The following is a 24,937-nucleotide window of genomic DNA, read 5'->3' on the forward strand; positions in this document are numbered from 1 at the left end:
GCGGCTACTTCGAATAGATGACCCGGCACTCGCCATCGACGGTCGTGTAGCGGCCGTTGGCGGCGTCGACGAAGGCGATGCGGCCGTCGTCCCGCTCCACCTTGCCGGTCGACCGGCCGCTGAAGGTCTCGGTCCCATAGGTCCAGCAGGTGATGTCCGCCGGCTTGTCGCCGAACGTCGCGGCGTTGCGCGCCCGCTTGCTGTCGGTGCAGGCGCCCATGGCCATGACGGCGAAGGCGGCGAGGATCAGAACGGCGGGCTTCATGAGGCGACTCCTTGGTCGCAGGACACTAGCGGGTTCGGCGCTGCGGGGGATGCGACGATGCGCCCTACCCCTCGGAACTAACCGACGTACCCCGCCGCCCGACGCAGCCGGTCGTTGATGGCCTCGCCCAGGCCCGTGAGCGGGATTGGCGCGACGGCGATGCCCGCCGGATGCTCGCGGTCGGCCTCGCGCAGCAGGCGGAAGACATTGGCGGCGGCCTCGCGCAGGTCGCCGGTGGCGCTCAGACTCCAGCGGGGATCGCCCACCCCGGGACCGAAGCCCAGCAGGATCTCACCGGCCTTCGCCGCCTCCGCCTCGATCCGCACCGGGGCGTCGGGGGCGTAGTGCAGGGTCAGGCGGCCGGGGGAGCGATGCCCCTCCCCGCTGTCCGACAGCGGCCCGACCAGAGCCTCGATCTCCTCGCGGGTCACGGCGCCGGGGCGCAGCAGGGAAACCTTGCCGTCCAACACGGAGACGACCGTGCTCTCCACCCCCACGGCGCACGGCCCCCCATCCACGGCGGCGGCGGCGAAGGCCCCGGTCTCCTCGACGGCGTCGGCGAAGGTCGTTGGGCTGGGCCGCCCGGAGCGGTTGGCCGAGGGGGCCACGACAGCTCCGCCGAAGGCCGACAGGATGGCCCGCGCCTTCGCATGGCCCGGCGCCCGCACCGCGACGCTGTCCAGTCCCGCCCGCGCCAGATCGCAGACCGCGCCGCGATCCCGCACCGGCGCCACGATCGTCAGCGGCCCCGGCCAGAAGGCCTCGGCCAGTTTGCGCGCCGCTTCGCCGAAGACGGCGACCGTCTCCGCCGCCACGGCGTCGGGCACATGGGCGATCAGGGGGTTGAAGCGCGGCCGGCCCTTGGCTTCGAAGATGGCGGCGACGGCTGTGGCGTCAGCCGCGTCGGCGGCCAGTCCGTAAACAGTCTCGGTCGGCAGCAGGACCAGCTCGCCAGCCTTGAGGGCCTCGGCGGCGGTCTCGATGGAATCGCTCAAACGGCCTTCACCGCGAGCGCCACGTCCACCCTCACCTGCCTGCCCATCAAAGCGTTCCACGGTCCCTGCATCCCGATGTCGAAGGCGGCCCGGTCGAGGACGAAGCCGCCGCTCATCTGCGCCGCGTCGCCCTCCACGCGCAAGTCCGCCGGGAACACGACCTCGCGCGTGCGGCCCTTGATGGTGACCTCGGCCCGGGCGGTGAAGCCGCCGCGCGCCACGCGCTCAAGCCGCGTCAGCCGGAAGCGGATCGTCGGCCAGCGGGCGGCGTCGAGGAAGGCCGGACCGGTCGCCCGCGCGGTCAATGCGGGCTCGTTCATCCGCAGGGACGCAGCCCGGACCTCGATGCTGGTCGAGGCCCCTTCGGGCGCGGCCGGGTCGAAACGGATGTCGCCGGTCCAGTCCTCGAAACGCCCCCTCTGGGTCAGGCCCGCGGCCCGGATGCGCATCGTGATCGACGACCGCGACGCATCGACGCTCCAGCGGCGGACCTGGGCCGCCGCTGGTCGAGCGAACGGCAGGACGGCCAGCGACAGCAGAATCGCCCGACGCCGCACCCTTATGGACGCCGCGGGATCAGCGGGATCATCCGGTGCAGGACGTTGTCGCGGTTGACGAACTGATGCTTGAGCGCGCCCAGCACATGCAGGGCCAGCAGAACATAGAGCAGCTTGGGCAGGGCCTCATGGACGCCCATCAGGGTCTTGGCCAGCGGCCGCCCCCCGCCGATGGGCAGAAGCGGGAAGTCGAACAGACCGTAGAACTGGAATTCCCGCCCCGCCGCCGAACCCGCCAGCCAGCCCGTCAGCGGCAGGGCCAACAGCAGGACGTAGAACAGGACATGGACGCTCTTCGCCAGCCAGACCTCCCACTTCGGGCTCCCGGCCGGCGCGGCCAGGGCCGGGTTGGCGATCCGCCATCCGATGCGGATCAGGGTCAGGCCCAGGATCAGCATCCCGCCCGACTTGTGCAGCATCATCCACAGCGCCCGGTTCGAACCCTCGGCCTCGGCTGCGTTGATCAGCAGGATCTGGCCGAGGATCAAGGCCGCGATCAGCCAGTGCAGGGTCAGGGACACCGTCGAGTAGCGGTTGCGGGGTTCGGCCATGGAGACTCCTCGTCAGCTACGCGGCACAGCGGTCCTGCCGGACGGCGGCGCCCGGTCCATCCTTCTTACTCTGGTGTCTTGCGTGCCGTCACGGCATGGCGGCATTAGACCTCAAAGTCTGTGATCTTCCGGAAGCCTGCCATGCCCTATCGCGCCCCTGTCCGCGACCTCGCCTTCAGCCTGACCGCCGTCGCCGGGGTCGAACAGCTTGAGGCCACCGGGGCCTTCCCCGACTTCGACCTGGACCTCCTGAACGCCGTGCTCGAGGCAGGCGGTTCGTTCTCCGAAGAGGTCCTGGCCCCGCTGAACCGCCCCGGCGACCTGGCCGGCGCCAAATACGCCAATGGCGCGGTCACCGCCGCCCCGGGCTTCGCCGACGCCTATCAGCAGTTCGCGGCCGGCGGCTGGACTGGCCTGACGGCCTCGGTCGAGGCCGGCGGTCAGGCCCTGCCCAAGGCGCTCGAACTGGCGGCCTATGAGACCGTCCACGCGGCCAACATGGCCTTCGGCCTGTGCCCCATGCTGTCGCTGGCGGCCATCGAGGCGCTGGAGGCCCACGGCACCGAGGAACAGAAGACCGTCTATCTGCCCAAGCTCGTCTCCGGCGAATGGACCGGGGCCATGGTCCTGACCGAGCCGGGCGCCGGTTCCGACCTCGGCGCCCTGACCGCGACCGCCACGCCGAACGGTGACGGCACCTATGCCCTGAACGGCCAGAAGATCTTCATCACCTGGGGCGACCACGACGCGACGCCCAACATCGTTCACATGGTGCTGGCCCGCCTGCCCGACGCCCCTCCCGGGCCCAAGGGCATCAGCCTGTTCCTGGCCTCCAAGTTCGAAGTCGAGGACGACGGCAGCCTTGGCGCCCGCAACGACTTCCGCCCGGTCGGCGTCGAGCACAAGCTGGGCATCCACGCCTCGCCCACCTGCGTCATGTCCTATGAGGGCGCGCGCGCGACGCTCGTCGGTCAGCCCAATCAGGGCCTGTCGCACATGTTCGTCATGATGAACGCGGCCCGCCTCGCCGTCGGCGTCGAGGGTGTCGGCATCGCCGAGATGGCCTATCAGCACGCGCTGGCCTATGCGCTGGAGCGCCGTCAGGGCCGTTCGATCTGGACCGGCGAGGCCAACGCCCCGATCTTCGACCACCCCGACGTCCGCCGCATGCTGTCGGTGATGAAGGCGAAGATCGAGGCCGCCCGCGCCATCTGCTTCTCCACCGGCGTCGCCGCCGACCTGGCCAAACACGCCGCCTCCGAGGAGGACCGCAAGTCGTGGAAGGGCCGCGAGGACCTGTTCACCCCCATCGCCAAGGCCTGGTCGACCGACGTCGGCTGCGACGTCGCCTCCATGGGCGTGCAGATCCACGGCGGCATGGGCTTCATCGAGGAGACCGGCGCGGCCCAGTACTATCGCGACGCCCGCATCACCCCGATCTATGAGGGCACCAACGGCATCCAGGCCATGGATCTGGTCGGCCGCAAGCTGTCGATGGACGGCGGCGAGGCGGCCAAGGCGGTCATCGCCGAGATGAAGACGACCCTGTCGGCCTTGGGCAAGCTCTATTCCGGCAAGCCGGTCGAGCGGTTCAGGACCGCCATCGAGGCGGTCGAGGACGCCACCCTGTGGCTGCTGGACGCCAAGGCCGACGCGGCTCGCGGCGCCGATGTCCTGGCCGCCGCCGACGCCTATCTGAAGCTGTTGGGGGATGTGGTCGGCGGCTGGATGCTGGCCAAGGGCGCCCTGGCCGCGCAGACGAAGCTCGACGCCGGCGAAGGCGATCCGGCCTGGCTGGAAGGCAAGCTGGGCCTCTATGAGGTCTATGCCGCCAACGTCCTCGGCCACGTCTCAAGCCGTCTGGCCGCCGTCGGTCAGGGCGGCGACCTGCTGAAGAAGATGTCGCGGGAAGCCCTGGGGGCGTAAGCCCCTACGGGGCTTTGGGCTTGTCCAGCAGCGCGATCGCTTCGCGGATGTACTGGGCCTGGACGACCACGCCCAGCTCCAGCCGCTCGGTCCCGACGATGACCTCCTGGCTCAGCATCCCGGCAATAAACGGATGGTCCGGCTCGGTCGAGCCCGGGCGGCGCCGCGCCGTGGGGGTCCAGAAGATCGGTCCGCCCGAGTTCCCCGGGAAGACGGTGAAGTCCATCAGGAAGGTCGGGAAGGCCGAGACCGGGGTCAGCGGGTAGGAGGCGACGCGCCCGACCCTCAGGATCGGGAAGCCGGCCCGGTTCGACGACAGACCGCGCGGGAAGCCCAGCGCCAGCAACTCATCGCCCGGCCCGACATCCAGGGTCTCGAAGCTGTCGGCGTCGGCCAGCCAGGCCAGGGGAATGGCGGCCTTGGCGAAGGCCTCGGGCGCCTCGACCTCCATCACCGCGACGTCACGCCCTTCCAGCGTGGTCCACAGCGGCGTGCCCGCCTCGTTGCGGATCTCCAGCGGCTGCGGATCGAACTTCCAGCTCCCGTCCGCCTGGGCTATGCGCCAGCCGACCCGCATGTCGGGATCGGGCATCTTCTCCAGCACGTGGCCGGCGGTGACCATGACCACGCGCGGCGTGCCGTCGGGCTTCGGAGCCTCGATCAGGAAGCCGGTGCCGACGGTGCGGGTCTCGGCGCCGGTGGGTTGGTCCAGCTGGACGGTGGCGTTGATCAGGCCGACGGTCAGATCCCAATGTCGAGCCTGCGTAGGAGCCGGGGCTTCGACCGCCGGCGGTGTCTGTAAGGCGAGCATTCAGGACGTTTCCGGTTTGACGGCGAGGTCGGCTGTCGCACAAGGTCGCGCCGACTCCTTGGGGACCCCATATCATGAACCGTCGCCAATTGATCACCTCCGGCGCGGCCGTCGGAATGACCGCCGCCCTGCCCCGTCTCGCCTCCGCTGAAAGCCCTGCCCGCATGACCACAAGCCCCGTTCCGCCCGTCGCCAAGAAGGTCCCGGTGAGGATCGAACAGCTCGGACGGGTCCGCACGGACGACTATCAGTGGATGAAGGACGACGCCTGGCAGCAGGTCCTGCGCGACCCCTCGATCATCAAGGCCGACGTCAAGGAGCACCTGACGGAGGAGAACGCGTATCGCGAGGCCATGATGGCCCCGACCCTGCCCATGCAGGAGGCGATGTTCGAGGAGATGAAGGGCCGCATCAAGGAGGACGACAGCTCCGTCCCGACGCCTGACGGCTTCTGGGAGTACTACGTCGAGTACCGCACCGGGGAGCAGCACCCGCGCTACATGCGCAAGCGCCGCGCCGCCCCCTTCATGCACGACGGCGCCGTGGTCAACGAGGTCCGCGCCGCCGGGACGCCCGAGCTGCTTCTGGACGCCAACGCCTTGGCCGAGGGCAAGGCCTATTCCGAGGTCAGCGCCACCTCCAACAGCCCCGACCACAGCCTGTTCGCCTATGCCGAGGACGCCCAGGGCTCCGAGGTGTTCAGGATCTACGTCAAGGACCTGGCGACCGGCGAGGTCCTGCCGGCGGTGATCGAGAGCGCCACCGAGAACTTCACCTTCTCGCCCGACAGCCAGTGGATCTTCTGGACCAACCGCGACGACAACGGCCGCCCGGACAAGATCTTCCGCCGCCCGGCCCGCGGCGGCGAGACCACGCTCGTCTATGAAGAGGCCGACGACGGCATGTTCATCAGCGTCGGCGTGACCTCCGACGAGGGCTTCCTGCTGATCTCCATCGCCAATCAGGAGACCTCCGAGACCCGCTACATCCCGGCCTCCGATGCGACCGCGACGCCGGTCGTGCTGGAGCCGCGCCACACTGGTCGCCTCTATGACGCCGACCACTGGGGCGACCGCTGGGCGATCCGCACCAATGAGGACGCCGTCGACTTCCGCATCGTCGAGGCTCCGACCGCGACGCCGGGTCTCGCCCACTGGACGGACATCGTGGCCTATGCGCCGGGCCGCTTCATCGAGGGCTTCGGCCTGTTCAAGAACTACCTCGTCCGTCAGGAGCGGGCCGAGGCCAACAGCCGGGTGATCGTGCGCGACCGCGCCGGCGACGAGCACGAGATCGCCGTCGACGAGCCCGCCTACGCCCTGTCTCTGGGCGGCTCGGCCGAGTTCGACACCACGGTCATGCGCTATGCCTACAACTCGCCGTCCACGCCGAACCAGACCTTCGACTATGACATGGCGACGCGCGAGAAGACCCTGCGCAAGACCCAGGAGGTCCCCTCGGGCCACGACCCGGCCGACTATGTGGTCGAGCGGCTGAATGCCCCGGCGCCCGACGGCCAGCTGGTGCCGATCACCGTGCTCCGGAAGAAGACGACGCCGGTCGACAGCTCGGCGCCTCTGCTTCTCTACGGCTACGGCTCCTACGGCATGCCCATCGCGGCGAGCTTCTCGACCAACCGGCTGAGCCTGGTGGACCGGGGGTTCATCTACGCCATCGCCCACATCCGGGGCGGGTCGGACAAGGGCTGGAACTGGTTCCTGACGGCGCGCCGCCACACCAAGAAGAACACCTTCACAGACTTCATCGCCTGCGCCGAACACCTGATCGCGAACCGCTACACGACGGCCGGGAACATCGTCGCCGAGGGCCGGTCGGCGGGCGGGATGCTGATGGGCGCCGTCACCAACATGCGGCCCGACCTGTGGGCCGGGATCATCGGCGGGGTGCCCTTCGTCGACGTGATCAACACCATGTCGGACACCTCCCTGCCGCTGACCCCGCCCGAATGGCCCGAATGGGGCAACCCGATCGAGTCCGCCGAGGACTACGACTACATGATGAGCTACAGCCCCTATGACCAGGTAGCCCCGATGGCCTATCCGGCGGTGCTGGCGACCGGGGGCCTGTCGGACCCGCGCGTGACCTACTGGGAGCCCCAGAAGTGGGTGGCGAAGCTGCGGCCCGCCACGACCTCGGGCAAGCCCATCCTGCTCAAGATCAACATGACCGCGGGCCACTTCAGCTCGTCCGGCCGGTTCGACTACCTCAAGGAGATCGCCCACGACTACGCCTTCGCCGTCTGGGCCGTGAACAAGGGCTGGGAACAGGCGTGAGCGACAGCGCGGTAGCGGTCCGCGATGCGACTGACGCGGACCTGGAGGCCATCACGGCCATATATGCCGAAGGGGTCCTGACGGGGACCGGCACCTTCGAGCTGACCGCGCCGGACGCGGCGGAGATGGCCGGGCGTCGGGCGGCGATCCTGAGGCTGGGCCTGCCCTGGCTGGTCGCGGAGCTGGACGGCGTCGTGGTCGGCTACGCCTATGCCGGGCCGTTCCGGACGCGGGCGGCCTATCGCTACACGGTCGAGGACTCGATCTATGTTCTGGCCTCGGCGCACGGCCGCGGGGTCGGCAAGGCCCTGCTGCTGGAGCTCGTCGCCCGCTGCGAGGCCTTGGGCCTGCGTCAGATGCTGGGCGTCATCGGCGACAGCGCCAATACGGGCTCCATTCGGCTCCACGCCGCCTGCGGCTTCGCGCCCATGGGCGCCATCGAAGGGGTGGGCTGGAAGTTCGACGATTGGCTGGACGTGGTCTTCATGCAGCGCCGGCTAAACGGCGGCGAGACCACGGCGCCCGACGCCGCGGGCATGCCGCTGGACTGACGTCTAGTGAGGCGCGATGTCCTGCGGCGGGGTCTTGAGCCAGGGCGCCAGACGGAACCGGCGCGGGGCCTGACCCACGGTCTTGAAGAAGATGAACTGGCGGGCGAAGGCCACCACGGCGCGGATGGTCATCTCGTCGAACGGCTTCGACACAGCGCCCAGGGCGCCGGCGAAGCCTTCGGGGATCTGCTCGGGGTTGGCGGTCAGGAAGACCACGGCTGTGCCGTACTCCTCGACCAGCCGGTGGGCGATCTGCGGGCCTGTCAGGCCGTCCAGCAGGTTGACGTCGACCAGGGCCAGGTCGGGCCGCTCGCGGTCGCCGATGGCGAAGGCGCCCTCGCGGTCCATGGCGCAGCCCACGACGTCGCAGCCCGCATCCGCAAGCACCAGTTCCAGCTCCATCGCGAGGATGGCCTGGTCTTCGACGATCATGACCCTCAGGTCAGGCAGCTCTGTCACATCAGCCCCAGTACGCGCGCACGACAGCCCCGTTAGCACTACTCTGTCGGTTACCGAACAGTTGGAACGCGGACATGGCGGAATGGTTCAAGCTGGGCTAATGAAAATGTCGAGTTTTCAACGCCTGGGGGGCGAATGACCGCGAACGCGGACGTCCAGATCGCCGACCTGCGCCGCCGCCTGCTGGGCGGCTACCAGCTGCTGCAGGCCCTGGTGGGCATACGACTCAGGAGTGTGACCGACCCGGAGAGCCGGCGGCACATGACCTGGCTCAGCGACGTCACGGCCGCCATGACCCTGCTCAACCGCCGAATCAGCGACGAGGGGCCGGTCGACTTCGCCGCCTATCTGGGCGACGCGGCGGGCTTCTGGCGGCGCTCGGTCGAGGACCGGGGCATCCGGATCGACGTTCGGGCGGCCGAGGCGGCGGTGGCGGAGACGCAGGCCCTGCCCCTGGCCATCATCGTCCACGAGCTGGTCTCCAACGCCGTCCGCCACGCCTTCCCGGAGGGCGCGCGCGGCTCGATCGCCATCGCCTACTCCCTGGCCTCCGGAGGGGTCAGCCTGGTGGTGCGCGATTCGGGCGTGGGAGCGGAAGAGCTGACGCCCGGCGACGGCCTGGCCCTGGTCGAGGGGCTCGTCGAGCATCTGGGCGGCCAGATGTCGATCGAGACGGCCCCGGGCGCGGGCGTCGGGGTGCGCGTCCGCCTGCCGCTGACCGGCGACGCCGTCCACTAGTCCAATGTCCTGAGAAGGGGCCTCAAGGGGGCCTAAGGGGCGAGCCGGACCACGGCTGCGAAGCCGCTGGCCCAGACTCGCCCGCCGTCCCCCGACGGCGGTTCCTGAATACAGGGCGCCGGGCCCGTCTGCATCGTGACTTTGGTTATAGAGGCCGCCACGGCGGACCTGTGGACCGGCTCTCTAACCAAGGTGATAGAGCCTGCGGCGGCCGTCCATGTCATTGATATCGCGGGCCGTGAGGGGCCTGTGAGGAGTGCCGCCGCCTTGGCCCGTAAGCCGGGACAGAAGGATCGCTACGAGGGACCGGACCGGCGCGAGGGCGCCGAGCTGGACGCCGAGGCGTGCCGTGAGCAGGGTCGGATCTGCTTCGCCCAGGCCGTGGCCGCCGACAGCCCCGGGGAGCGCGAGCGGCTGCGCCTGCGAGGCGAGCACTGGATGGCCCGGGCCAAGGACTGGCGCCCCCGAGCCGTCAGGCCCACAGAATAATCTTTAAAATCAGTGATTTGAGAGATTTCCCTCAGATCCCGCCTGCAGGCCGTTCGAACGATGACGGCCGCGGAAAAAAGGGCGGATGGCTGGGGAACTAGGACTCGAACCTAGAATGACGGTACCAAAAACCGGAGTGTTACCATTACACCATTCCCCAGCAGGTCCGGCGTTTCCAGAGGGGCTGCCCCCTCGGGAGGCGGTCAGATACGCCAAGCCGTTCCGGGATGCAACAGGGGTTTTGAACTTGCTTCAAACTCCAGTGCTGGCGGGCCCCTGACGCGACCCGGCATGCTGTCCACGGACCGAATCTCTCGCCATCTCCGCGCCTTCCACGCGAGAGAACAGGCAATTTTCGCTCAGGCGATTTGGCCGCTTGCGGCGGCGAAACCTCGTCGTTATAAGCCGCGCTTCAAAGTCGGAGTGTGGCTCAGTCTGGTAGAGCACTGCCTTCGGGAGGCAGGGGTCGGAGGTTCGAATCCTCTCACTCCGACCATTTGAACTTAGTGTGCTAACGCTCACCCCTCGGGGGTTCGCTGCTTGAGCACGAAGGGGTTCCCGAGACCCCGATACGATCGAAAGAGCGCCTCCGCTGGAGGCGCTCTTTTCGTTTCAGCCCTTCGCTTTCGAGGCCGCCTCCGTCAGGTGGGCGCCGACAGCCTCGATGGTGCGCTGGCCCAGCGCCTTGCGGTTGGCGAGAAGCTCGGGCGAGCCGGCGTCGTAGTCGGCCATCAGGCGCTTCACGAACGAGCCGTCACGGACGTCGGAGAGGACGCCGTCCATGGCCTTGAGCGAGGCCTCGCCGATGACGCGCGGGCCGGTCAGATAGGCCCCGTATTCGGCGGTGTTGGAGATCTTGGCGAAGGCCCCGGCGATGCCCCGTTCGAACATCAGGTCGGTGACCAGCTTGAGCTCATAGAAGCATTCGAACCAGGCGACCTCGGGCGGATAGCCGGCGTTGACCAGCTTCATGAAGGCGCCGTCGACCAGTTCCGCCACCCCGCCGCACAGCACGACCTGTTCGCCGAACAGGTCCGATTCGCATTCGGCGGCGAAGGTGGTCTCGAGGATGCCCTTGCGGCCACAGCCGAGGGCGGCGGCGTAGGAGAGGCCGAGCGCATGGGCGCCGCCGGTGGCGTCCTGATGCACGCCGAACAGGCAGAAGACCCCCTCCCCGGCTTCGTAGAGATCGCGGATGCGCGGCCCGATGCCCTTGGGCGAATCGAGGATGACGTCGAGGTCCGGGCGCGGCGTCACCAGGCCGAAGCGCACCGACAGGCCATGGGCGAAGATCAGGGCGGCGCCGGGCTGCAGATTCGGCTCCAGCTCGTCGCGGTAGAGATCGCGGTGGGCCTCGTCCGAGACCATGACGGCGACAACCTCGGCGCCCGAGGCGGCCTCGCCCGCCGTGGCGACCTTGAAGCCGTCGGCGAGAGCCTTGGCCCGCGTCGCCGAGCCCGCCTTCAGTCCGATGACGATGTCGGCGACGCCCGAGTCGCGCAGGTTCAGGGCATGGGTCCGGCCCTGGCTGCCATAGCCGATGACGGCGACGCGCTTGCCGCGGATGATGGAGAGGTCGCAGTCGCGGTCGTGGAAGACGGGGAGCGGATTGGGTAGTGTCTGGGTCATGACCGACCTTCTATCGCCTTCCGACGTGCTCGACTTCTGGAAAGAGGCGGGACCCAAGCTCTGGTACGCCAAGGACGCGGCGTTCGACGACCGGTTCCGGGCGGCCTTCGCCGAGGGGCATGCGGCGGCGGCGCGGCGGGCGCTGGACGGCTGGATGGAGACGGCCGAGGGGGCGCTGGGGCTGATGATCCTGCTGGACCAGTATCCCCGGAACAGCTTTCGCGAGACCGGGCATTCGTTCGCGACGGACGGGCTGGCGCTGATGTTCGCCAAGGCGGCCGTTGCGCGCGGGTATCTGGACGCCGTCGATCCGGAGATGCGGCAGTTCTTCCTGACGCCCTATGAGCATTCCGAGCGGCTGGCGGACCACGACGAGTTGCGGGATCTGCTGGCGAAGGGGCTGGGCGCGGAGTTGCCGGACGTCGACCGGTTCGCGGTGATCCATCGCGACATCATCGTGAAGTTCGGGCGGTTCCCGCACCGCAACCGGGCGCTGGGCCGGGAGACGACGACGGAGGAGCAGGCGTTCCTGGATGAGGGCGGGTTCGCGGGCTAACCTACACAAGGCTCACGGCCCCGCCCCCAGCTCGGCCAGCTGTTCGTCGATGTCCGCGACCCCGATGCCGTGTTCGAGACGGCGGGAACGCAGCAGAAGCAAGGCCTTGCGCTGGATCTCTTCGAGGGTGTCGCAGGGCGGTATGGCCGATGCGGGCACGGGCGCGCCGGCTTCGGGGCTTGCAGCGACTTCGGGCGTCGAGGCGGCTTCGGAGAGCGGCGCAGGGTCCGTTTTGCACTCGGAAAAAACCGGGTGCAAAAGGTGCAAGGCTTCGCAGGCGTCCTGAGGTTCAGCCCCCATTAAACTGGAATCGCTCAGGCTTTCCGGAGCATCGACGATCGTCAGACGCAGGGGTTCGCGCTCCGGCTCGGGCTCGGGAGGCGGCGGGAAATCCGGAAGTTCCGACATCACCTCGCCCTGGGCCCGCAGCGCCAGCTTGTCGAACAGCCGCATCCAGGACGCCGCCTCGGCCGCACGGCGCGCGCCGATGGCCTTGCGGATGTTGAGGAAGACCTGATCCGCGAGGTCGGCGAAACCGACGTCGTCATCGGGATGATATTCGCCGTCTTCGGGTTCGACGTCGCAGTCCAGCCGGTCGATGCGCCGCCACTTCTCCACCCGCGCCCTGAGGCGGAAGGAGCGCAACGACATGCCGTAGCGCCGGCAGATGTCGATGGCCCGCATGCCGGACAGATATTCGCGCCGGGCCAGGTCCCAGATGTTTCCCTGATCAGCCGCGTCGGTTTCGGGGTTGAAGCGCCAGTGTTCCATTCGAGAATGATAGAACGCCGGTTCGTCAGAAGCGGACGTGGTCGGCCAAGCGCTCCCGAGCCGGCTCTGGACTACACCCTGGACCCCGGCTTCAACGCACCCCTTGCGATCAGCCAGACGCAGCCTCCGGCCAGTACGACCGTCGCGGCCACGCTCGCTTCCGGGCCGAACGCTCCGCCGGTCAACCACCAGGGCGCGCCCGAGACCGGCGACAGACCCACGACGATCGGCGCGATGGCGACCTTCTGACCGCTGACCTCGAGCCCGAAACCCATGCCAAGAAGGGCGTTCCAGGCCGTGTGGAAGGCGCACACGCCCCACAATGAGCCCTCCCTGACGGCGTAGAGGCTCAGCAGGACGGCGAACAGGAAGAGGTTGAACAGGCCGAGCGCGAGCTCCCTCGACGGGTCGATATTGCTGGCATGGAGCAGGGCGAAGAAGCCGGAGTTGAGAAGCACGGCGGCGATCAATCCGTGCCTGGAGGCCACCAGGGGCATCAGCCAGCCGCGCAACATGGTCTCTTCGGCTGCGCCCTGAAGCATATAGCCGCCGAACAGGGCGAGGAACGGCATCAGAACCGCCGGCGCCAGCAAGCCGGAGGACAAGCCCCCTTCGGCCCTGTAACCGCCCGCGGCGAAGATGGCGCCGACGACGGCGCCGAGGCAAAGCCCGCCGACCAGCAGTCCGCGCCCATAGGCGCCGGCGATTCCGGCGTTGAAGCCCAGGGCCACGGGTGATCGGCGCTCGAACAGAAACGCCCAGGCGACGATGAGGAATATGGTGATGGCTCCCCCGGCCAGGGAGATGGCGAGCGGCTGCCATTGGGTATCAAGGTCCGCACTGTGAAAGCCCATGGGCTTCAAGACGGCGAATATGGTCGCCAGCTGCCCGATCAGAAAGAAGACGACGATCAGGACAACGGCTGCAACAGTCCATGTGCGCCGGGTCTTCGCAGTACGCGGCGCAAAAATCTCGATTCCACTCATAAGTCCCCCGACTTCTTCAAGACATAGATAAGCGTGCCGCGCGCATCTATTGGCAGATGCGCGGGCCAATGTTCGGCACACACTGTAGAGGTGTCGGGACAGGTGGCCGGATGCAGCAACGCTCATTAATTTTTTGTCAGACCATTCAAATCGCCGCCACGCGCACCTGTCGGGCGGTTGAACCAGCGCCCGACAGGTGACAGAGGCAGGGACTTGGGGATCGCCCGATCTGGTCTGTGGACCATCCGTCCGCGACCGATGATTCGTGACGCGAATCGGCTTTGATTGGAGGGATGAACGCGCACGCTGCACTCGCTGATCTCCAATCCCGCACGGGCGCGATCGCGAGCGCGCCCGCCGACCATCCCGAGCGTCAGTATCTGAACCTGCTGCGCGACATCCTCGACAACGGGGTCGAGCGCGGGGACCGGACCGGGACCGGCACGCTGGGCGTGTTCGGGCGGCAGATCCGGTTTGATCTGTCCAAGGGCTTCCCCCTGCTAACGACCAAGAAGCTGCATCTGAAGTCGATCATCGTCGAGCTGCTGTGGTTCCTGCGCGGCGAGACCAATGTGCGCTGGCTGCAGGAAAACGGCTGTTCGATCTGGAACGAATGGGCCGACGCGGAGGGCGAGCTGGGGCCGGTCTATGGCAAGCAATGGCGGTCGTGGGCGGCGCCGAACGGCGAGAGCATCGACCAGATCCAGCGCCTGATCGAGGGGCTGAAGACCAATCCGAACGGGCGCCGGCACATCGTCTCGGCCTGGAACCCGGCCGACATCGAGGACATGGCCCTGCCGCCCTGTCACTGCCTGTTCCAGTTCTTCGTGGCGGACGGGAAACTGAGCTGCCAGCTGTACCAGCGCTCGGCCGACGTCTTCCTCGGCGTGCCGTTCAACATCGCGTCCTATGCGCTGCTGACGATCATGATGGCGCATGTGGTCGGGCTGGAGCCCGGCGACTTCGTCCATACGTTCGGCGACGCCCACCTGTATCTGAACCACGTCGAACAGGCGAAGCTGCAGCTGACGCGCGAGCCCCTGCCCCTGCCGACGATGACGATCACGCCCAGGCGCGACCTGTTCGCCTATGAGCTGGCCGACTTCGCCCTGACCGACTACGCGCCCTGGCCGCATATCAAGGCGGCGGTGGCGGTCTGAGCCGCCTTCCCTCCCCGTTCCGGAAACGCCCCATGTTGATCCGCGTCCTGGCCGCCGGCCTGCTCCTGTCCGTCGCGCCGATGACGGCGGCTGTGGCCCAGACCGCGCCTGCCGCGACGGCCCCGGCCGCCATCGCCCCGACGCATCTGATGGCCGCTTCGCCCGATGGCCGGACCATCGACATGAGCGTCTGGACGGCGCCGCAGGAGCGGGGCGTGGTGGTGTTCAGCCACGGCTGGGGCGGGGCGCCGGCCAGCTATGGACGCGTCTTCTCGGCCTGGGCCGCGCACGGCTTCACGGTGATCGCGCCGCTGCATCTGGATTCACAGTCGCATCCGCAGCACACCGACGACAGCCGTATGGCCTTCATGACCCGGGTGATGGATGTGGCGGTGGCGCGCGACCTGTCCCGCAAGGATCATGCAGGCAAGCCGATGATCGCGGCGGGCTATTCCTTCGGCTCCCTGATCGCGATGATCGAGGGCGGCGCCGTCACGGTCATGGGACCGATCGGCGATCCGGACGTGAAGGGGGTCATCGCCTTCTCGACGCCTGGCGACACCCCGGGTCTGGTCCAGCCGAACACCTATGCCGCCCTGACGACGCCGTTGCTGCTGATCACCGGTGACAAGGATGTGGTGCCGGACTTCGTCAGCGATCCGGCCGACCATCGCCATCCGTTCGAACTGAGCCCGGCGGGCGACAAGACCCTGATCACCTTCGCGGGCGCGGACCACGCCATGATCCGCACGATCGACGACGCCGACTTGGCCCTGCTGGTCGAGGCGACGGAAGACTTCCTCGACGCCTATGCCCTCGACGACGCGGCGGCGAAGGCGAGGCTGGCCGCCCTGCCCGCGCCCGACGGCGTGACCATCGAGCGGCGCTGATGGACCTCAAGAACCTGTCGGACGACGTCGTCCGCATCTCGGACATCTATGCGCGGGAGCACGCGATCGACCGCGACAAGGCGGCGTCGGGCGACTGGGCCCTGCTGAAGCTGCAGGAAGAGCTGGGCGAGCTGACGGCCGAGCATCTGCGGATGAGCGGCCGAGCGCGGGGCGAGGCGGACACGCAGGCCCTGCATGACGAGGCCGCCGACGTCATGGGCATGCTGCTGATCTACTGCGACCGGGTCGGGATCGATCTGGAGACGGCGATGCGGCGCAAATGGCTGCGCTGGCTGCAGCCGAAGGCCTGAGATTGACCTCGGGAAACACCCGATAGCTCCACCGTGGGAAGCGCGCATCCTGAGAGCGTCCGTGTCAGGCGGGCGGGAGCTCTGGAGGGGCGCCGTGGTGAAGTCGTTTTCCGCCGAACTATTCGGCACGATGGTGCTGGTGCTGTTCGGTTGCGGCGCGGCCGTGCTGGGCCCGGCCCCCTTCGATCAGCTGGCGGTGGCTTTGGCCTTCGGTTTCGCCATCGTGGCCATGGCCTATGGCATCGGACCGATCTCGGGCTGTCACGTCAATCCGGCGGTGTCGCTGGGCGTGTTCATCGCCGGACGGATGAGCGCGAAAGAGATGCTGGTCTATTGGGCAGCCCAGTTCTTCGGGGCCCTGCTCGGGGCCTTCCTGCTGTCGCTGATCGCGAAGACCGGCATGGCCAGTCTGGGCCAGAACGGCTGGGGCGTCGGGGTCCAGGGCGGCTATTCGATGCAGGCGGCCCTGATCTTCGAGATCGTGGCGACGGCGATCTTCGTGGTGGTCATCCTGGGGGTCACCGGACCGAAGGGCGAGGCGCCGTTCGCCGGGATCGCCATCGGCATCACCCTGGCGGTGATCCATATCGTGGGCATTCAGGTGACGGGCGTCTCGGTCAATCCGGCGCGCAGCTTCGGGCCCGCGGTGCTGGTCGGCGGGCAGGCGCTCAGCCAGCTGTGGCTGTTCATCGTCGCGCCGCTGATCGGGGCGGCTGTGGGCGGACTGCTGTTTCGCTTGCGGGTGCTGGACCCGGAGGGCTAGGCAAAGGTCTTGAGGGGCGCGTCGTGAGGGCGGGTCCGCAGACCGGAGCCGCCCGTGCTGATCCCCGATATCGCCCTGATCGTCGCCCGGGGCCGCAACGGCGTCATCGGCCGCGACGGTGACCTGCCCTGGCGGCTGCGCAGCGACCTGCAGTCGTTCAAGGCGATCACCATGGGCAAGCCCTGCATCATGGGCCGCACGACCTGGGAGAGCCTGCCGCTGAGACCCCTGCCCGGCCGGCTGAATCTCGTGCTGAGCCGGGACCTGTCCTACGAGGAGATGGGCAAGGCGCGCGGGGCCGTGGTCTGCGCCAGTCTGGACGAGGCGATCGACATCGCGCGCGAGACGGCCGTCGACGACGGTGTCGGCGAGGTCTGCGTGATCGGCGGCACGGCCATCTTCGAGGCCACCCTGCCCAAGGCGAAACGGCTCTACATCACCGAGGTCGACGCTGCGCCTGAGGGCGACGCCTTCTTCCCCGCCTTCGACGAAAGCGGCTGGCGCGAGATCTCGAACGAACCCCGTCCGGCCGGCGAGAAGGACGACCATGCTTTCGCCTTCCGCGTGCTGGAACGTCTCTGAAACCACGGGAGGACGACCATGCTTGTGACCACCACCAACGACCTGGCCGGCTACCGGATCGTGCGCCACATCGGCATGACGCGCGGCATCACCGTGCGGTCGAGGAACGCCATCAGCGACTGGATCGGCGGAGTGCAGTCGATCTTCGGCGGCAAGGTCGGGGTCTATGTGAAGCTGGCCGAGATGGCGCGACAGGAGGCCTATGACGATCTGGTCGCCCATGCCGCCGCGCAAGGCGCCAACGCCATCATCGCCATGCGCTATGACGCCAACGAGATCATGGACGGGATCACCGAGGTGCTGGCCTACGGCACGGCAGTCGTCGTCGAACCGGTCTAGCGGCGATCGGGCATCCCGTCGGTCTTCATCAGCCGGTCCCAGAACCTGAAATACAGGCCGTAGTTGGTCTTCATATGGGTGTGGTGGCGGCTGTGATGCGTCGCGGTGATGAGCTGGGCGCCGGGGCCTGAGCGGACCCAGCGGTCGGGCCAGAGCTCGCGACCGGCGTGGTTGAGGACGGCGGCGGCGGTCATGACCGTCAGCAGGACCGCCAGCATCCAGACGTTCAGCGGGATCAGGAAGGTCAGAGCCGGCAGAAACCAGGCGGTCAGGCCGGCCTCGACCGGATCGAAGGCGAAGCTGGCAAAGGGGCTGGGCTCGCGCGAGCGGTGATGGGCGGCGTGGGCCCAGCGGAACACCTCGCGCCGGTGCAGGAGGCGGTGGGTCCAGTAGTAGTGCGCATCCTGCACGATGAGCAGCAGGATGAAGCTGATTGGCAGCCACCAGAGCGGATATGCGCCGGGATCGAGATAGAGTTTCGTGCCGCCAGCCTTCCAGGCCTCCAGCGCGATGGCCGCCGGCAAGGCGTAGATCGGGGTGGAGATGAGGGAGAAGCGGATTTCGTGCGCGATCAGGGCGCGGGAGGGCTTCTCACGATTCAGCTGGCGGCCCGGGCTGGTCGCCCTGCCCCACAGCGCGAACCAGACGCCACCCGCGATCAGCAGATAGCGCAGCCCGATGATCAGGCTGAGCCAGGCTGTGGTGACGAAGACGGCGACGACCATAGGCGTAGGTTAGAGGGCCTGCGGGAAATGGGCGAGCCGAATGATCCGACGGGCAACGGCGATCCCGTGCAAACGCCAAACAACCTCAGGCAGTTGAAAAGCGCTTTGAAGTTGCATGCCGGGTTGATCCATGCGGTTCTCTCAACCGGAGAATGATCTCCCTGGAGGACTGACATGAAGGTTTTACGCACCGCCCGCATGCGCATCACTGCCGCCGTCGCCATCGCCGCGGCGTCCTCGTTCCTGACCGTTTCGAGCGCCTCGGCCGATCCCAGCGATCCGATCTGCTACATGCCCGACCCCGAAATCTACTGCGGGCTGGTGGAAAACCTTTATTCGGGTGACCCCGGCTACAGCGCCTGTGAATGGCGCTGGTATATGGCCCAGATCAACGGCTACTGCGAAGAATAGAGTTCCCCCTACGCCTTCAGGAAAGCCCGCCTCGAGCCGATCGAGGCGGGCTTTTCCAAAGGGGCGCTAGTACAGAACCCCCAGCGCCTGCCGCTCGAAGTTCTGCAGCTCATCCGTGCGGCCGTCGCGGATCTTGTCGACCCAGTGAGGGTCGGCCAGCAGGGCACGGCCGACGGCGACGAGGTCGAACTCGTCGCGTTCCAGCCGTTCGATCAGGCCGTCCAGCGAGGCGGGCTTCGAGCCCTCGCCGCCGAAGGCCGCGATGAACTCGCCGTCGAGGCCGACCGAGCCGACGGTGATGGTCGGCTTGCCGATCAGCTTCTTCGTCCAGCCCGCGAAATTGAGGTCCGAGCCCTCGAACTCCGGCTCCCAGAAGCGGCGCTGCGAGCAGTGGAAGACGTCGACGCCTGCGTCCGACAGGGGCGTCAGCCACTCGGTCAGGCCCTCGGGCGTCTCGGCGATACGGGCGGTGTAGTCCTGCTGCTTCCACTGCGACAGACGCAGGATGATGGCCATGTCCGGACCCACACCCTCGCGCACGGCCTTGACCACCTCGGCGCCGAAGCGGGCGCGGTCGGCAATGGTGGAGCCGCCCCAGCGGTCCTCGCGGCCGTTCAGACCGCCCCAGAAGAACTGGTCGATCAGATAGCCGTGGGCGCCGTGGATCTCGACGGCGTCGAAGCCGATCTCCTTCGCCGCGCGGGCCGAGGCGCCGAAGGCGGCGATGACGTCGGCGACGTCCTCATCGGTCATCGGCTCGTACTTCTGCTTGCCGGGAGCGACGAGACCCGAGGGGCTGTCGACCTTGCCGAGCGGCTCCCACTCGGCGCCCTGGCCGCGGGCCGAGCCGACGTGCCAGATCTGGGGCGCGATCAGGCCGCCGGCGGCGTGGACGTCATCGACGACCTTTTTCCATTCCGGCAGGGCCTCGCCGTGGAAGACAGGAACGCGTGCATCATTGCGGGCCGCCGGACGCTCGACGACCGTGCCCTCGGTGACGATCAGGCCGACGCCGCCCTCGGCGCGCCGGCGATAGTAGGCGGCGACGTCGGAGGTCGGGATGCCGTTGGGCGAGAACGACCGGGTCATGGGCGCCATGACGATGCGGTTCGGCAGTTTCAGGGACTTGACCTGGAAAGGCCGGAACAGGGCGTCGACGCTCATGGAGATCCTCATCGGTTTGGAACCGGCAAGGTGGCGGTTAGCGTTGCGTTTGAAAACCCTTTGAGCGGAAAATTCTCTAGGGCGCGTGGTCTTCGCCCGTGAGCTTGATGTCAGCGCCGCCTCCCTCCGCCATGGCGAGGATGAGGATGGTGAAGACGCACTGGGTCGTATCGTTGAAGGCCGGGCCGCTGGGGGCTCCCGTGACGGTGCGCTTCTGGTCATCCGGCACGAGAACCGAGCCAGGCTCGGCACGGCAATGACGCTCGACCGCTGTGGTGTAGGCGGACAAGGGCTGGGCCGGGTCGAGCCGGGGCATGTCGGCCAGAAGCCCTTGCCCGGCGAGCCATTGCCGTTGTTGGTTGATCATTTCGGCCCGCGCCGCGACGAGGTCGGGCCTTTGCGCGAGCCGATCGCGATACTGTGCCGCGTCCTCAGGATCGTCGAAGCCGATCGTGACGCTGTCCAGATTGGGTGTCGCGGCCAAACACCCGACCTGTTCGTCGCTGAGGTCCGGCTTCTGAAGGTGGATCACCACCTCGTCCAGGATGAAGTCGTCCGCGAGGGTGAAGGGCCGGGGCGTGACATGGCAACGTCGCAGGTCGGCCCGGATCTCACGCGCGTACCGCTCACCCCCGCCCTTCGGGAACATATCCGAGGCGGACTGCTGGAGCATCAGGGCGGCGAAGATGACGAGCATGGCCAAGCTTAATCCTTCTCCCCTTGCGGGAGAAGGATCAGAGCTTCAAAGCCCGCGCCACCGCTTCCGCGAAGCCGGCGAAGCGTTGGGCGATGTCACCCCCAGGCTCGGCGACCACCACGGGGGTGCCCGCGTCCCCGCCCTGACGCACGGCGGCGGTCAGGGGCAGATCGCCGAGGTAGGAAACCTCGAGGCGGGCGGCCTCGGCCTCGGCGCCGCCCTTGCCGAAGATGTCGCCGGTCATGTTCTCGATCAGGCCCAGGGTCGGGACATTGACCTTCTGGAACAGGGCGTGGGCGCGGCGGGCGTCGGCGAGGGCGACCTCCTGCGGGGTGGAGACGATGACGGCGCCGTCGAGCGGGGTCTTCTGGATCAGGGTCAGCTGGACGTCGCCGGTGCCGGGCGGCAGGTCGACGACGAGGACGTCGAGAGGCGCGGCCTCGGTTCCCCAGCGGGTCTGGGTCAGCATCTGGGTCAAGGCCTGCGACGCCATGGGGCCGCGCCAGACCATTGCGTCGCCGGCGCCGGTCAGGAGGCCGACCGACATGGCCTTCAGACCATGGGCTTCATGCGGAACGATGGCGCCGTCCTCATAGCCGGGCTTGCCCGACAGGCCGAGCATGGTGGGCAGCGAGGGGCCGTAGACGTCGGCGTCGAGGATGCCGACGCTCAGACCGCGCGCGGACAGGGCGGCGGCGAGGTTGACGGCCACGGTCGACTTGCCGACCCCTCCCTTGCCGCTGGCGATGGCCAGGACGCGGCGGACGTGGGCCGGACGGTCGGTCGGGACCGGGGCCTTGGCGCGGGTCTGGTCGACGGCGGCCGACGACAGGCCGGCGGTGCGCCGGGGTTCCTGCGCCGGGGCGGCCTCGGCGGTCAGGATGACGGAGACGCGGGTCATGCCCGGCATGGCCCGAAGCGCCGCCTCGGCCGCATCGCGGACCGGGGCGTAGAGGGCGGCGTCGGCGACGGCGACCTCCATCGCGAAACCGGCGCGGTCTTCGGCGACGGTCAGGCCCTTGGCGAGACCCGAGGCGACCAGCCCCTGCCCCGATTTCGGATCGGGGATGGCGTCGAGGACGGAAATGACAGAGGCACGGTCGATCAAAGACTTGTTCTCAAGCTTGCAGGCGAAGACGGCTGCTTCTATCGCCGGAAGGCCCCCGCTGCGAGCCTTCCTTTGTCCCGACCCCTGATAACCCTGATCGCCGGGCCGACCGCCTCGGGCAAGTCGAAGCTGGCGCTCGCGCTGGCTGCCAAGAGCGGCGCAGTCATCCTGAACGCCGACAGCCAGCAGCTCTATGCCGATCTGCGCGTGCTGAGCGCCCGGCCCTCGGTCGAGGAGGAGGCGCAGGCGGAGCATCGGCTCTATGGCGTGGCGGACGCCGCTGACGCCTGGTCGGTGGGGCGCTGGACGCGGGCGATCCTGCCGATGCTGGCGGCGCTGCGCGCTGAGGGTCGGCCGGCCCTGATCGTCGGCGGGACGGGCCTGTATTTCACGGCCCTGACCAAGGGGTTGGCGGATATTCCTGACATCCCGATCGAAGCGCGGGAAGAGGCGGGCGCGCTGTACGATACAGAAGGCGAAGACGCATTCAGGTTGAGGCTGACGGCGTTCGATCCGCCTGCGGCGGCGGCCATCGCGCCCGGCGACCGGCAGAGGCTGACGCGGGCCTGGGCGGTGGCGCGGGCGACGGACAGGTCCCTGTCGGACTGGCAGGCCTCGACCAAGCCGCTGCTGGAGCCCCGCACCTATGAGCGGATCGTGGTCGAGCCGGACCGGGCGGCGCTCTACGCCAACTGCGACGCCCGGGTGGCGGTCATGGTCGAACAGGGAGCGCTGGACGAGGTGAAGGCGCTCACGGCGCGCGGGCTCGATCCCGTCCTGCCGGCGATGAAGGCGGTGGGGGTGCGGGAGTTCGCCAGCCATCTGGCCGGGGAGATTCCACTGGAGACCGCCATCGACCAGGTGCGGCAGGCCACGCGCAACTACGCCAAACGCCAGCTGACATGGTTCAGGAACCAGACCCCGGACTGGCCGAGGGGTTGAACCCGGCTTTCGCGCTGCGCTTGTCTCCCCACGACCTTCGCGGTACAACGGTTTTGCAAAGGAGATCCCCCGTGAGCATTCATCTCGTCGCCGCCGCCATCCTCGCATTCGCCCCGGCCATGCAGACCGAGCACCCGCCCCAGATCAATGCCTCGACCACGCAAATGGCGGGACCCGTGAATGGCGCGCAAGGCGCCCAGCCGGTTCCGGCCGAAGAACGCCGCGTCTGCCGCTATGTCTCGAGCATCGGCAGCAACCGCCGCGAACGCATCTGCACCACGGCTGCCGAGCGCCGCGAAGACCGCAACCTGGCCCGCGAATACCAGGACCGCGTGAACGCTGACCGCACCCTGCCCGACACCAGCGGCTTCGGCGGCGACAGCGTCAAGCCCGCCGGCTAAGGCCCGGCGCTTACGCGCATCGGACGTCGTTTCAAGGCGACGCCCGTCAGGACATCAAAGGCCGCTCGCGGGATCCCGCGGGCGGCCTTTTCGCATGCGCTGTCAGAACTCTTCCCAGCCGTCGGCGAGGGCCGCGCCGCCGCCGCGCGCGAAGGCCACGACCCGCGCCTGGGCCTCGGCCACCGCCGGGCGAGCGGGAGCGGCAGGGTTGGCCGCGGGACGGACGGGCGCGGGGCGGACAGGCGTCGCCTTGCCCGTGCGCGACTGAGGCGCGTGTCTTCGGGCCCCGGTCTCGAACCGGCCGACCAGCTCGGCCAGATGAAGGGCCTCGGTCTTCAGGCTGGTGGCGGCGGCGGTGGCCTGTTCGACCATGGCGGCATTCTGCTGGGTGACCTGATCCATCTGGTTGACGGCGGTGTTGACCTGACTGAGGCCGATGGCCTGCTCCTGCGACGAGGCGGCGATCTCGGAGATCAGGGTGTCGATCTCGGCGACGCTCTCGACGATGTGGTCCAGAGCCGCCCCGGTCTCGCCGACCAGACGCACGCCCTGGGATACCTGGGAGCTGGAGGCCGAGATCAGCACCTTGATCTCCTTGGCCGCCTCGGCCGAGCGCTGGGCCAGGGCGCGGACCTCGGAGGCGACGACGGCGAAACCCCGGCCCGCGTCGCCGGCGCGGGCGGCCTCGACCCCGGCGTTGAGGGCCAGAAGATTGGTCTGGAAGGCGATCTCGTCGATGACGCCGATGATCTGGTTGATCTGGGCCGAGCTCTGTTCGATCTGGCTCATGGCCGCGACGGCGTCGCGCATGACATCGCCGGAGCGGGCGGCGTCGGCGCGGGCCTCGCCGGCGGAGGTCGCGGCCTGTCTGGCGCCCTCGGCGCTGCGTTTGACCGTCGCGGTGATCTCGTCGAGGGCGGCGGCCGTTTCCTCCAGGGACGCGGCCTGCTGCTCAGTGCGACGCGACAGGTCGTCCGAGGCGCTGGCGATCTCGTCGGAGCCGGTGCGCAAGCCCCCGGTCGCATCGGAAATCCCGCTCATCGCCTGACGCAGACTGTCGACGGCGGCGTTGAAGTCGGTCTTGATCTGCAGATAGCGCCCCTCGAACGCGGCCTGGATGCGGGTGGTCAGGTCGCCGCCGGCCAGGGACTTCAGTCCATCGGCGAGGGCCGAGACGACGCCGGTCTGCTCGGCTTCGGCGGCGTCGCGGGCCGCGATCTGGCGCGCGGCCTCCAGCTCCTGGGCTGTGACGTCGGTGGCGAATTTGATGACCTTGAACGGCTTGCCGTGCTCGTCGAGGACCGGGTTGTAGGAGGCCTGGATCCAGACCTGACGGCCGTTCTTGCCGACGCGCAGGAATTTGCGGGCGATGAACTCGCCCCGGTTCAGGTCGCGCCAGAAGTCGCGGTACCCGGCCGTCTCGGCCTCGCCGGCCGGCAGGAACAGGCTGTGGTGGCGGCCCACGACCTCCCCGGCCGAATAGCCGAGGGCCGAGAGGAAATTCTCATTGGCCCTCAGAATGGTCCCGTCGAGCCGGAACTCGATCACCGCCTGGGACCGGTCCATGGCGTTGGCCAGGGCCTGGAGTTCACGCACCTGACGCAGGGCCGCGTCCTTGGCTCGATCAGGGAAAAACATCTGCAAATCTCGGCGACTAGAAGGCGGATGGGGAGAGCCCCATGGGGCCGCAAACTGCCTAACGAGATGCTAAATCTCGCCTGCTGAGCGAGCGATGTTACACAATTTTGCAATTGCTTCGCAGTATGCAACCGCTGATACGCCTTTGTTTCAACTGCTGATTTTCAGCGAGGCTTCCTTCCGCCATTTCGGGCGCCGGGTCGGGTGATTCCCGTCGGCAAAGCGCGC

At 68.3% G+C, this 24,937-nt stretch carries 29 protein-coding genes and 2 tRNA genes; 16 read left to right on the forward strand and 15 right to left on the reverse strand.

Annotated features, from left to right (window positions below; genetic code table 11):
- Positions 1-4: 4 nt before the first annotated feature.
- The 4 genes from AC07U0_RS10985 to AC07U0_RS11000 all read right to left on the reverse strand — a co-directional run bounded on the left by AC07U0_RS10985 (position 5) and on the right by AC07U0_RS11000 (position 2,368).
- Complete coding sequence (locus AC07U0_RS10985; RefSeq protein ID WP_494720051.1) at positions 5-265, reverse strand: hypothetical protein; 261 nt, start codon at positions 263-265, stop codon at positions 5-7.
- 77 nt (positions 266-342) lie between these two features.
- The gene (locus AC07U0_RS10990) at positions 343-1,260 is read right to left on the reverse strand and encodes an L-threonylcarbamoyladenylate synthase (RefSeq protein ID WP_494720052.1); all 918 of its coding nucleotides are present in this window, start codon (positions 1,258-1,260) and stop codon (positions 343-345) included.
- Positions 1,257-1,817 (reverse strand): YceI family protein, encoded by a 561-nt coding sequence (locus AC07U0_RS10995; RefSeq protein ID WP_494720053.1) that lies wholly within the window; start codon positions 1,815-1,817, stop codon positions 1,257-1,259. The genes AC07U0_RS10990 and AC07U0_RS10995 overlap by 4 nt, the downstream gene beginning before the upstream one ends.
- 2 nt (positions 1,818-1,819) lie before the next feature.
- Positions 1,820-2,368, reverse strand: a complete 549-nt coding sequence (locus tag AC07U0_RS11000) for a cytochrome b (protein WP_494720054.1) — start codon at positions 2,366-2,368, stop codon at positions 1,820-1,822.
- Between the two features lie 141 nt (positions 2,369-2,509).
- On the opposite strand from AC07U0_RS11000, the gene AC07U0_RS11005 reads away from it, so the two are divergent.
- On the forward strand, positions 2,510-4,294 hold the full coding sequence (locus AC07U0_RS11005; protein ID WP_494720055.1) for an acyl-CoA dehydrogenase: 1,785 nt from the start codon (positions 2,510-2,512) through the stop codon (positions 4,292-4,294).
- 4 nt (positions 4,295-4,298) lie between these two features.
- Here AC07U0_RS11005 and AC07U0_RS11010 read toward each other — a convergent pair whose 3' ends face one another.
- A complete protein-coding gene (locus AC07U0_RS11010) occupies positions 4,299-5,105 on the reverse strand; it encodes a trypsin-like serine peptidase (RefSeq protein ID WP_494720056.1) in 807 nt (268 codons plus the stop codon).
- Between the two features lie 74 nt (positions 5,106-5,179).
- Between AC07U0_RS11010 and AC07U0_RS11015 the strand changes: the two genes are divergently transcribed.
- Together AC07U0_RS11015 and AC07U0_RS11020 are read left to right on the forward strand one after the other, a co-directional pair.
- Positions 5,180-7,399 (forward strand): S9 family peptidase, encoded by a 2,220-nt coding sequence (locus AC07U0_RS11015; RefSeq protein ID WP_494720057.1) that lies wholly within the window; start codon positions 5,180-5,182, stop codon positions 7,397-7,399.
- Positions 7,396-7,950, forward strand: coding sequence for a GNAT family N-acetyltransferase (locus AC07U0_RS11020; RefSeq protein WP_494720058.1), 555 nt, complete (start codon positions 7,396-7,398; stop codon positions 7,948-7,950). Before AC07U0_RS11015 ends, AC07U0_RS11020 begins: the two co-directional genes overlap by 4 nt.
- 3 nt (positions 7,951-7,953) lie before the next feature.
- On the opposite strand, the gene AC07U0_RS11025 is transcribed toward AC07U0_RS11020, so the two are convergent.
- Positions 7,954-8,409: a response regulator gene (locus AC07U0_RS11025; RefSeq protein ID WP_494720059.1), complete on the reverse strand. Its 456-nt coding sequence runs from the start codon at positions 8,407-8,409 to the stop codon at positions 7,954-7,956.
- A gap of 135 nt (positions 8,410-8,544) precedes the next feature.
- Between AC07U0_RS11025 and AC07U0_RS11030 the strand changes: the two genes are divergently transcribed.
- Both AC07U0_RS11030 and AC07U0_RS11035 read left to right on the forward strand, forming a co-directional pair.
- Positions 8,545-9,147, forward strand: coding sequence for a sensor histidine kinase (locus tag AC07U0_RS11030; RefSeq protein WP_494720060.1), 603 nt, complete (start codon positions 8,545-8,547; stop codon positions 9,145-9,147).
- A 267-nt stretch (positions 9,148-9,414) separates the two neighbouring features.
- Positions 9,415-9,636, forward strand: coding sequence for a hypothetical protein (locus tag AC07U0_RS11035; RefSeq protein WP_494720061.1), 222 nt, complete (start codon positions 9,415-9,417; stop codon positions 9,634-9,636).
- Positions 9,637-9,722: 86 nt separating this feature from the next.
- Here the strand turns inward: AC07U0_RS11035 and AC07U0_RS11040 are convergent.
- Positions 9,723-9,796, reverse strand: a tRNA-Gln gene (locus AC07U0_RS11040).
- Positions 9,797-10,055: 259 nt separating this feature from the next.
- Here AC07U0_RS11040 and AC07U0_RS11045 point away from each other — a divergent pair.
- Positions 10,056-10,132 (forward strand) — tRNA-Pro (locus AC07U0_RS11045).
- Between the two features lie 116 nt (positions 10,133-10,248).
- Here AC07U0_RS11045 and ilvC read toward each other — a convergent pair.
- Entirely contained in the window at positions 10,249-11,265 is a 1,017-nt protein-coding gene (gene ilvC, locus AC07U0_RS11050; RefSeq protein ID WP_494720062.1) for a ketol-acid reductoisomerase, read from the reverse strand.
- On the opposite strand from ilvC, the gene AC07U0_RS11055 reads away from it, so the two are divergent.
- Positions 11,264-11,821, forward strand: a complete 558-nt coding sequence (locus AC07U0_RS11055; RefSeq protein WP_494720063.1) for a DUF924 family protein — start codon at positions 11,264-11,266, stop codon at positions 11,819-11,821. The genes ilvC and AC07U0_RS11055 overlap by 2 nt on opposite strands.
- Positions 11,822-11,833: 12 nt before the next feature.
- Here AC07U0_RS11055 and AC07U0_RS11060 read toward each other — a convergent pair whose 3' ends face one another.
- Both AC07U0_RS11060 and AC07U0_RS11065 read right to left on the reverse strand, forming a co-directional pair.
- Entirely contained in the window at positions 11,834-12,592 is a 759-nt protein-coding gene (locus AC07U0_RS11060) for a hypothetical protein (protein ID WP_494720064.1), read from the reverse strand.
- A gap of 71 nt (positions 12,593-12,663) precedes the next feature.
- The gene (locus tag AC07U0_RS11065; RefSeq protein ID WP_494720065.1) at positions 12,664-13,704 is read right to left on the reverse strand and encodes a CPBP family intramembrane glutamic endopeptidase; all 1,041 of its coding nucleotides are present in this window, start codon (positions 13,702-13,704) and stop codon (positions 12,664-12,666) included.
- A gap of 167 nt (positions 13,705-13,871) precedes the next feature.
- Between AC07U0_RS11065 and AC07U0_RS11070 the strand changes: the two genes are divergently transcribed.
- The 6 genes from AC07U0_RS11070 to AC07U0_RS11095 all read left to right on the forward strand — a co-directional run bounded on the left by AC07U0_RS11070 (position 13,872) and on the right by AC07U0_RS11095 (position 17,623).
- The gene (locus tag AC07U0_RS11070) at positions 13,872-14,738 is read left to right on the forward strand and encodes a thymidylate synthase (RefSeq protein ID WP_494720066.1); all 867 of its coding nucleotides are present in this window, start codon (positions 13,872-13,874) and stop codon (positions 14,736-14,738) included.
- 32 nt (positions 14,739-14,770) lie between these two features.
- Complete coding sequence (locus AC07U0_RS11075) at positions 14,771-15,628, forward strand: alpha/beta hydrolase family protein (RefSeq protein ID WP_494720067.1); 858 nt, start codon at positions 14,771-14,773, stop codon at positions 15,626-15,628.
- Positions 15,628-15,939, forward strand: coding sequence for a phosphoribosyl-ATP pyrophosphohydrolase (locus AC07U0_RS11080; RefSeq protein ID WP_494720068.1), 312 nt, complete (start codon positions 15,628-15,630; stop codon positions 15,937-15,939). Before AC07U0_RS11075 ends, AC07U0_RS11080 begins: the two co-directional genes overlap by 1 nt.
- Positions 15,940-16,036: 97 nt before the next feature.
- Positions 16,037-16,702 carry an aquaporin gene (locus tag AC07U0_RS11085; RefSeq protein ID WP_494720280.1) on the forward strand — a complete coding sequence of 222 codons (666 nt, stop codon included), beginning with the start codon at positions 16,037-16,039 and terminating at the stop codon, positions 16,700-16,702.
- A 54-nt stretch (positions 16,703-16,756) separates the two neighbouring features.
- The gene (locus AC07U0_RS11090) at positions 16,757-17,284 is read left to right on the forward strand and encodes a dihydrofolate reductase (protein ID WP_494720069.1); all 528 of its coding nucleotides are present in this window, start codon (positions 16,757-16,759) and stop codon (positions 17,282-17,284) included.
- 18 nt (positions 17,285-17,302) lie between these two features.
- Positions 17,303-17,623: a YbjQ family protein gene (locus AC07U0_RS11095; RefSeq protein WP_492948004.1), complete on the forward strand. Its 321-nt coding sequence runs from the start codon at positions 17,303-17,305 to the stop codon at positions 17,621-17,623.
- On the opposite strand, the gene AC07U0_RS11100 is transcribed toward AC07U0_RS11095, so the two are convergent.
- Positions 17,620-18,348: a sterol desaturase family protein gene (locus AC07U0_RS11100; protein ID WP_494720070.1), complete on the reverse strand. Its 729-nt coding sequence runs from the start codon at positions 18,346-18,348 to the stop codon at positions 17,620-17,622. The genes AC07U0_RS11095 and AC07U0_RS11100 overlap by 4 nt on opposite strands.
- Before the next feature lie 174 nt (positions 18,349-18,522).
- Between AC07U0_RS11100 and AC07U0_RS11105 the strand changes: the two genes are divergently transcribed.
- Complete coding sequence (locus AC07U0_RS11105; protein WP_494720071.1) at positions 18,523-18,759, forward strand: hypothetical protein; 237 nt, start codon at positions 18,523-18,525, stop codon at positions 18,757-18,759.
- Positions 18,760-18,825: 66 nt separating this feature from the next.
- Here the strand turns inward: AC07U0_RS11105 and AC07U0_RS11110 are convergent, their stop codons facing one another.
- The 3 genes from AC07U0_RS11110 to AC07U0_RS11120 all read right to left on the reverse strand — a co-directional run bounded on the left by AC07U0_RS11110 (position 18,826) and on the right by AC07U0_RS11120 (position 21,728).
- Positions 18,826-19,923, reverse strand: a complete 1,098-nt coding sequence (locus AC07U0_RS11110; protein ID WP_494720072.1) for an NADH:flavin oxidoreductase — start codon at positions 19,921-19,923, stop codon at positions 18,826-18,828.
- Between the two features lie 76 nt (positions 19,924-19,999).
- Entirely contained in the window at positions 20,000-20,626 is a 627-nt protein-coding gene (locus AC07U0_RS11115; protein WP_494720073.1) for a hypothetical protein, read from the reverse strand.
- A gap of 31 nt (positions 20,627-20,657) precedes the next feature.
- Positions 20,658-21,728: an Mrp/NBP35 family ATP-binding protein gene (locus AC07U0_RS11120; RefSeq protein WP_494720074.1), complete on the reverse strand. Its 1,071-nt coding sequence runs from the start codon at positions 21,726-21,728 to the stop codon at positions 20,658-20,660.
- Positions 21,729-21,800: 72 nt separating this feature from the next.
- Here AC07U0_RS11120 and miaA point away from each other — a divergent pair, with 72 nt between their 5' ends.
- On the forward strand, positions 21,801-22,670 hold the full coding sequence (miaA, locus tag AC07U0_RS11125; protein ID WP_494720075.1) for a tRNA (adenosine(37)-N6)-dimethylallyltransferase MiaA: 870 nt from the start codon (positions 21,801-21,803) through the stop codon (positions 22,668-22,670).
- 71 nt (positions 22,671-22,741) lie between these two features.
- A complete protein-coding gene (locus tag AC07U0_RS11130) occupies positions 22,742-23,071 on the forward strand; it encodes a hypothetical protein (RefSeq protein ID WP_494720076.1) in 330 nt (109 codons plus the stop codon).
- Between the two features lie 102 nt (positions 23,072-23,173).
- On the opposite strand, the gene AC07U0_RS11135 is transcribed toward AC07U0_RS11130, so the two are convergent.
- A complete protein-coding gene (locus AC07U0_RS11135; protein ID WP_494720077.1) occupies positions 23,174-24,709 on the reverse strand; it encodes a methyl-accepting chemotaxis protein in 1,536 nt (511 codons plus the stop codon).
- Positions 24,710-24,937 lie beyond the last annotated feature (228 nt).

It is taken from the genome of Brevundimonas sp. GW821-FHT02A10, assembly GCF_059422025.1.

Coding starts and splice junctions, on each gene's coding strand:
- AC07U0_RS10985 (WP_494720051.1), bottom strand. CDS start 265: ATGAAGCCCGCCGTTCTGATCCTCGCCGCCTTCGCCGTCATGGCCATG.
- AC07U0_RS11000 (WP_494720054.1), bottom strand. CDS start 2,368: ATGGCCGAACCCCGCAACCGCTACTCGACGGTGTCCCTGACCCTGCAC.
- AC07U0_RS11005 (WP_494720055.1), top strand. CDS start 2,510: ATGCCCTATCGCGCCCCTGTCCGCGACCTCGCCTTCAGCCTGACCGCC.
- AC07U0_RS11010 (WP_494720056.1), bottom strand. CDS start 5,105: ATGCTCGCCTTACAGACACCGCCGGCGGTCGAAGCCCCGGCTCCTACG.
- AC07U0_RS11015 (WP_494720057.1), top strand. CDS start 5,180: ATGAACCGTCGCCAATTGATCACCTCCGGCGCGGCCGTCGGAATGACC.
- AC07U0_RS11030 (WP_494720060.1), top strand. CDS start 8,545: ATGACCGCGAACGCGGACGTCCAGATCGCCGACCTGCGCCGCCGCCTG.
- AC07U0_RS11055 (WP_494720063.1), top strand. CDS start 11,264: ATGACCGACCTTCTATCGCCTTCCGACGTGCTCGACTTCTGGAAAGAG.
- ilvC (WP_494720062.1), bottom strand. CDS start 11,265: ATGACCCAGACACTACCCAATCCGCTCCCCGTCTTCCACGACCGCGAC.
- AC07U0_RS11060 (WP_494720064.1), bottom strand. CDS start 12,592: ATGGAACACTGGCGCTTCAACCCCGAAACCGACGCGGCTGATCAGGGA.
- AC07U0_RS11065 (WP_494720065.1), bottom strand. CDS start 13,704: ATGAGCGTTGCTGCATCCGGCCACCTGTCCCGACACCTCTACAGTGTG.
- AC07U0_RS11070 (WP_494720066.1), top strand. CDS start 13,872: ATGAACGCGCACGCTGCACTCGCTGATCTCCAATCCCGCACGGGCGCG.
- AC07U0_RS11075 (WP_494720067.1), top strand. CDS start 14,771: ATGTTGATCCGCGTCCTGGCCGCCGGCCTGCTCCTGTCCGTCGCGCCG.
- AC07U0_RS11080 (WP_494720068.1), top strand. CDS start 15,628: ATGGACCTCAAGAACCTGTCGGACGACGTCGTCCGCATCTCGGACATC.
- AC07U0_RS11095 (WP_492948004.1), top strand. CDS start 17,303: ATGCTTGTGACCACCACCAACGACCTGGCCGGCTACCGGATCGTGCGC.
- AC07U0_RS11100 (WP_494720070.1), bottom strand. CDS start 18,348: ATGGTCGTCGCCGTCTTCGTCACCACAGCCTGGCTCAGCCTGATCATC.
- AC07U0_RS11105 (WP_494720071.1), top strand. CDS start 18,523: ATGAAGGTTTTACGCACCGCCCGCATGCGCATCACTGCCGCCGTCGCC.
- AC07U0_RS11110 (WP_494720072.1), bottom strand. CDS start 19,923: ATGAGCGTCGACGCCCTGTTCCGGCCTTTCCAGGTCAAGTCCCTGAAA.
- AC07U0_RS11135 (WP_494720077.1), bottom strand. CDS start 24,709: ATGTTTTTCCCTGATCGAGCCAAGGACGCGGCCCTGCGTCAGGTGCGT.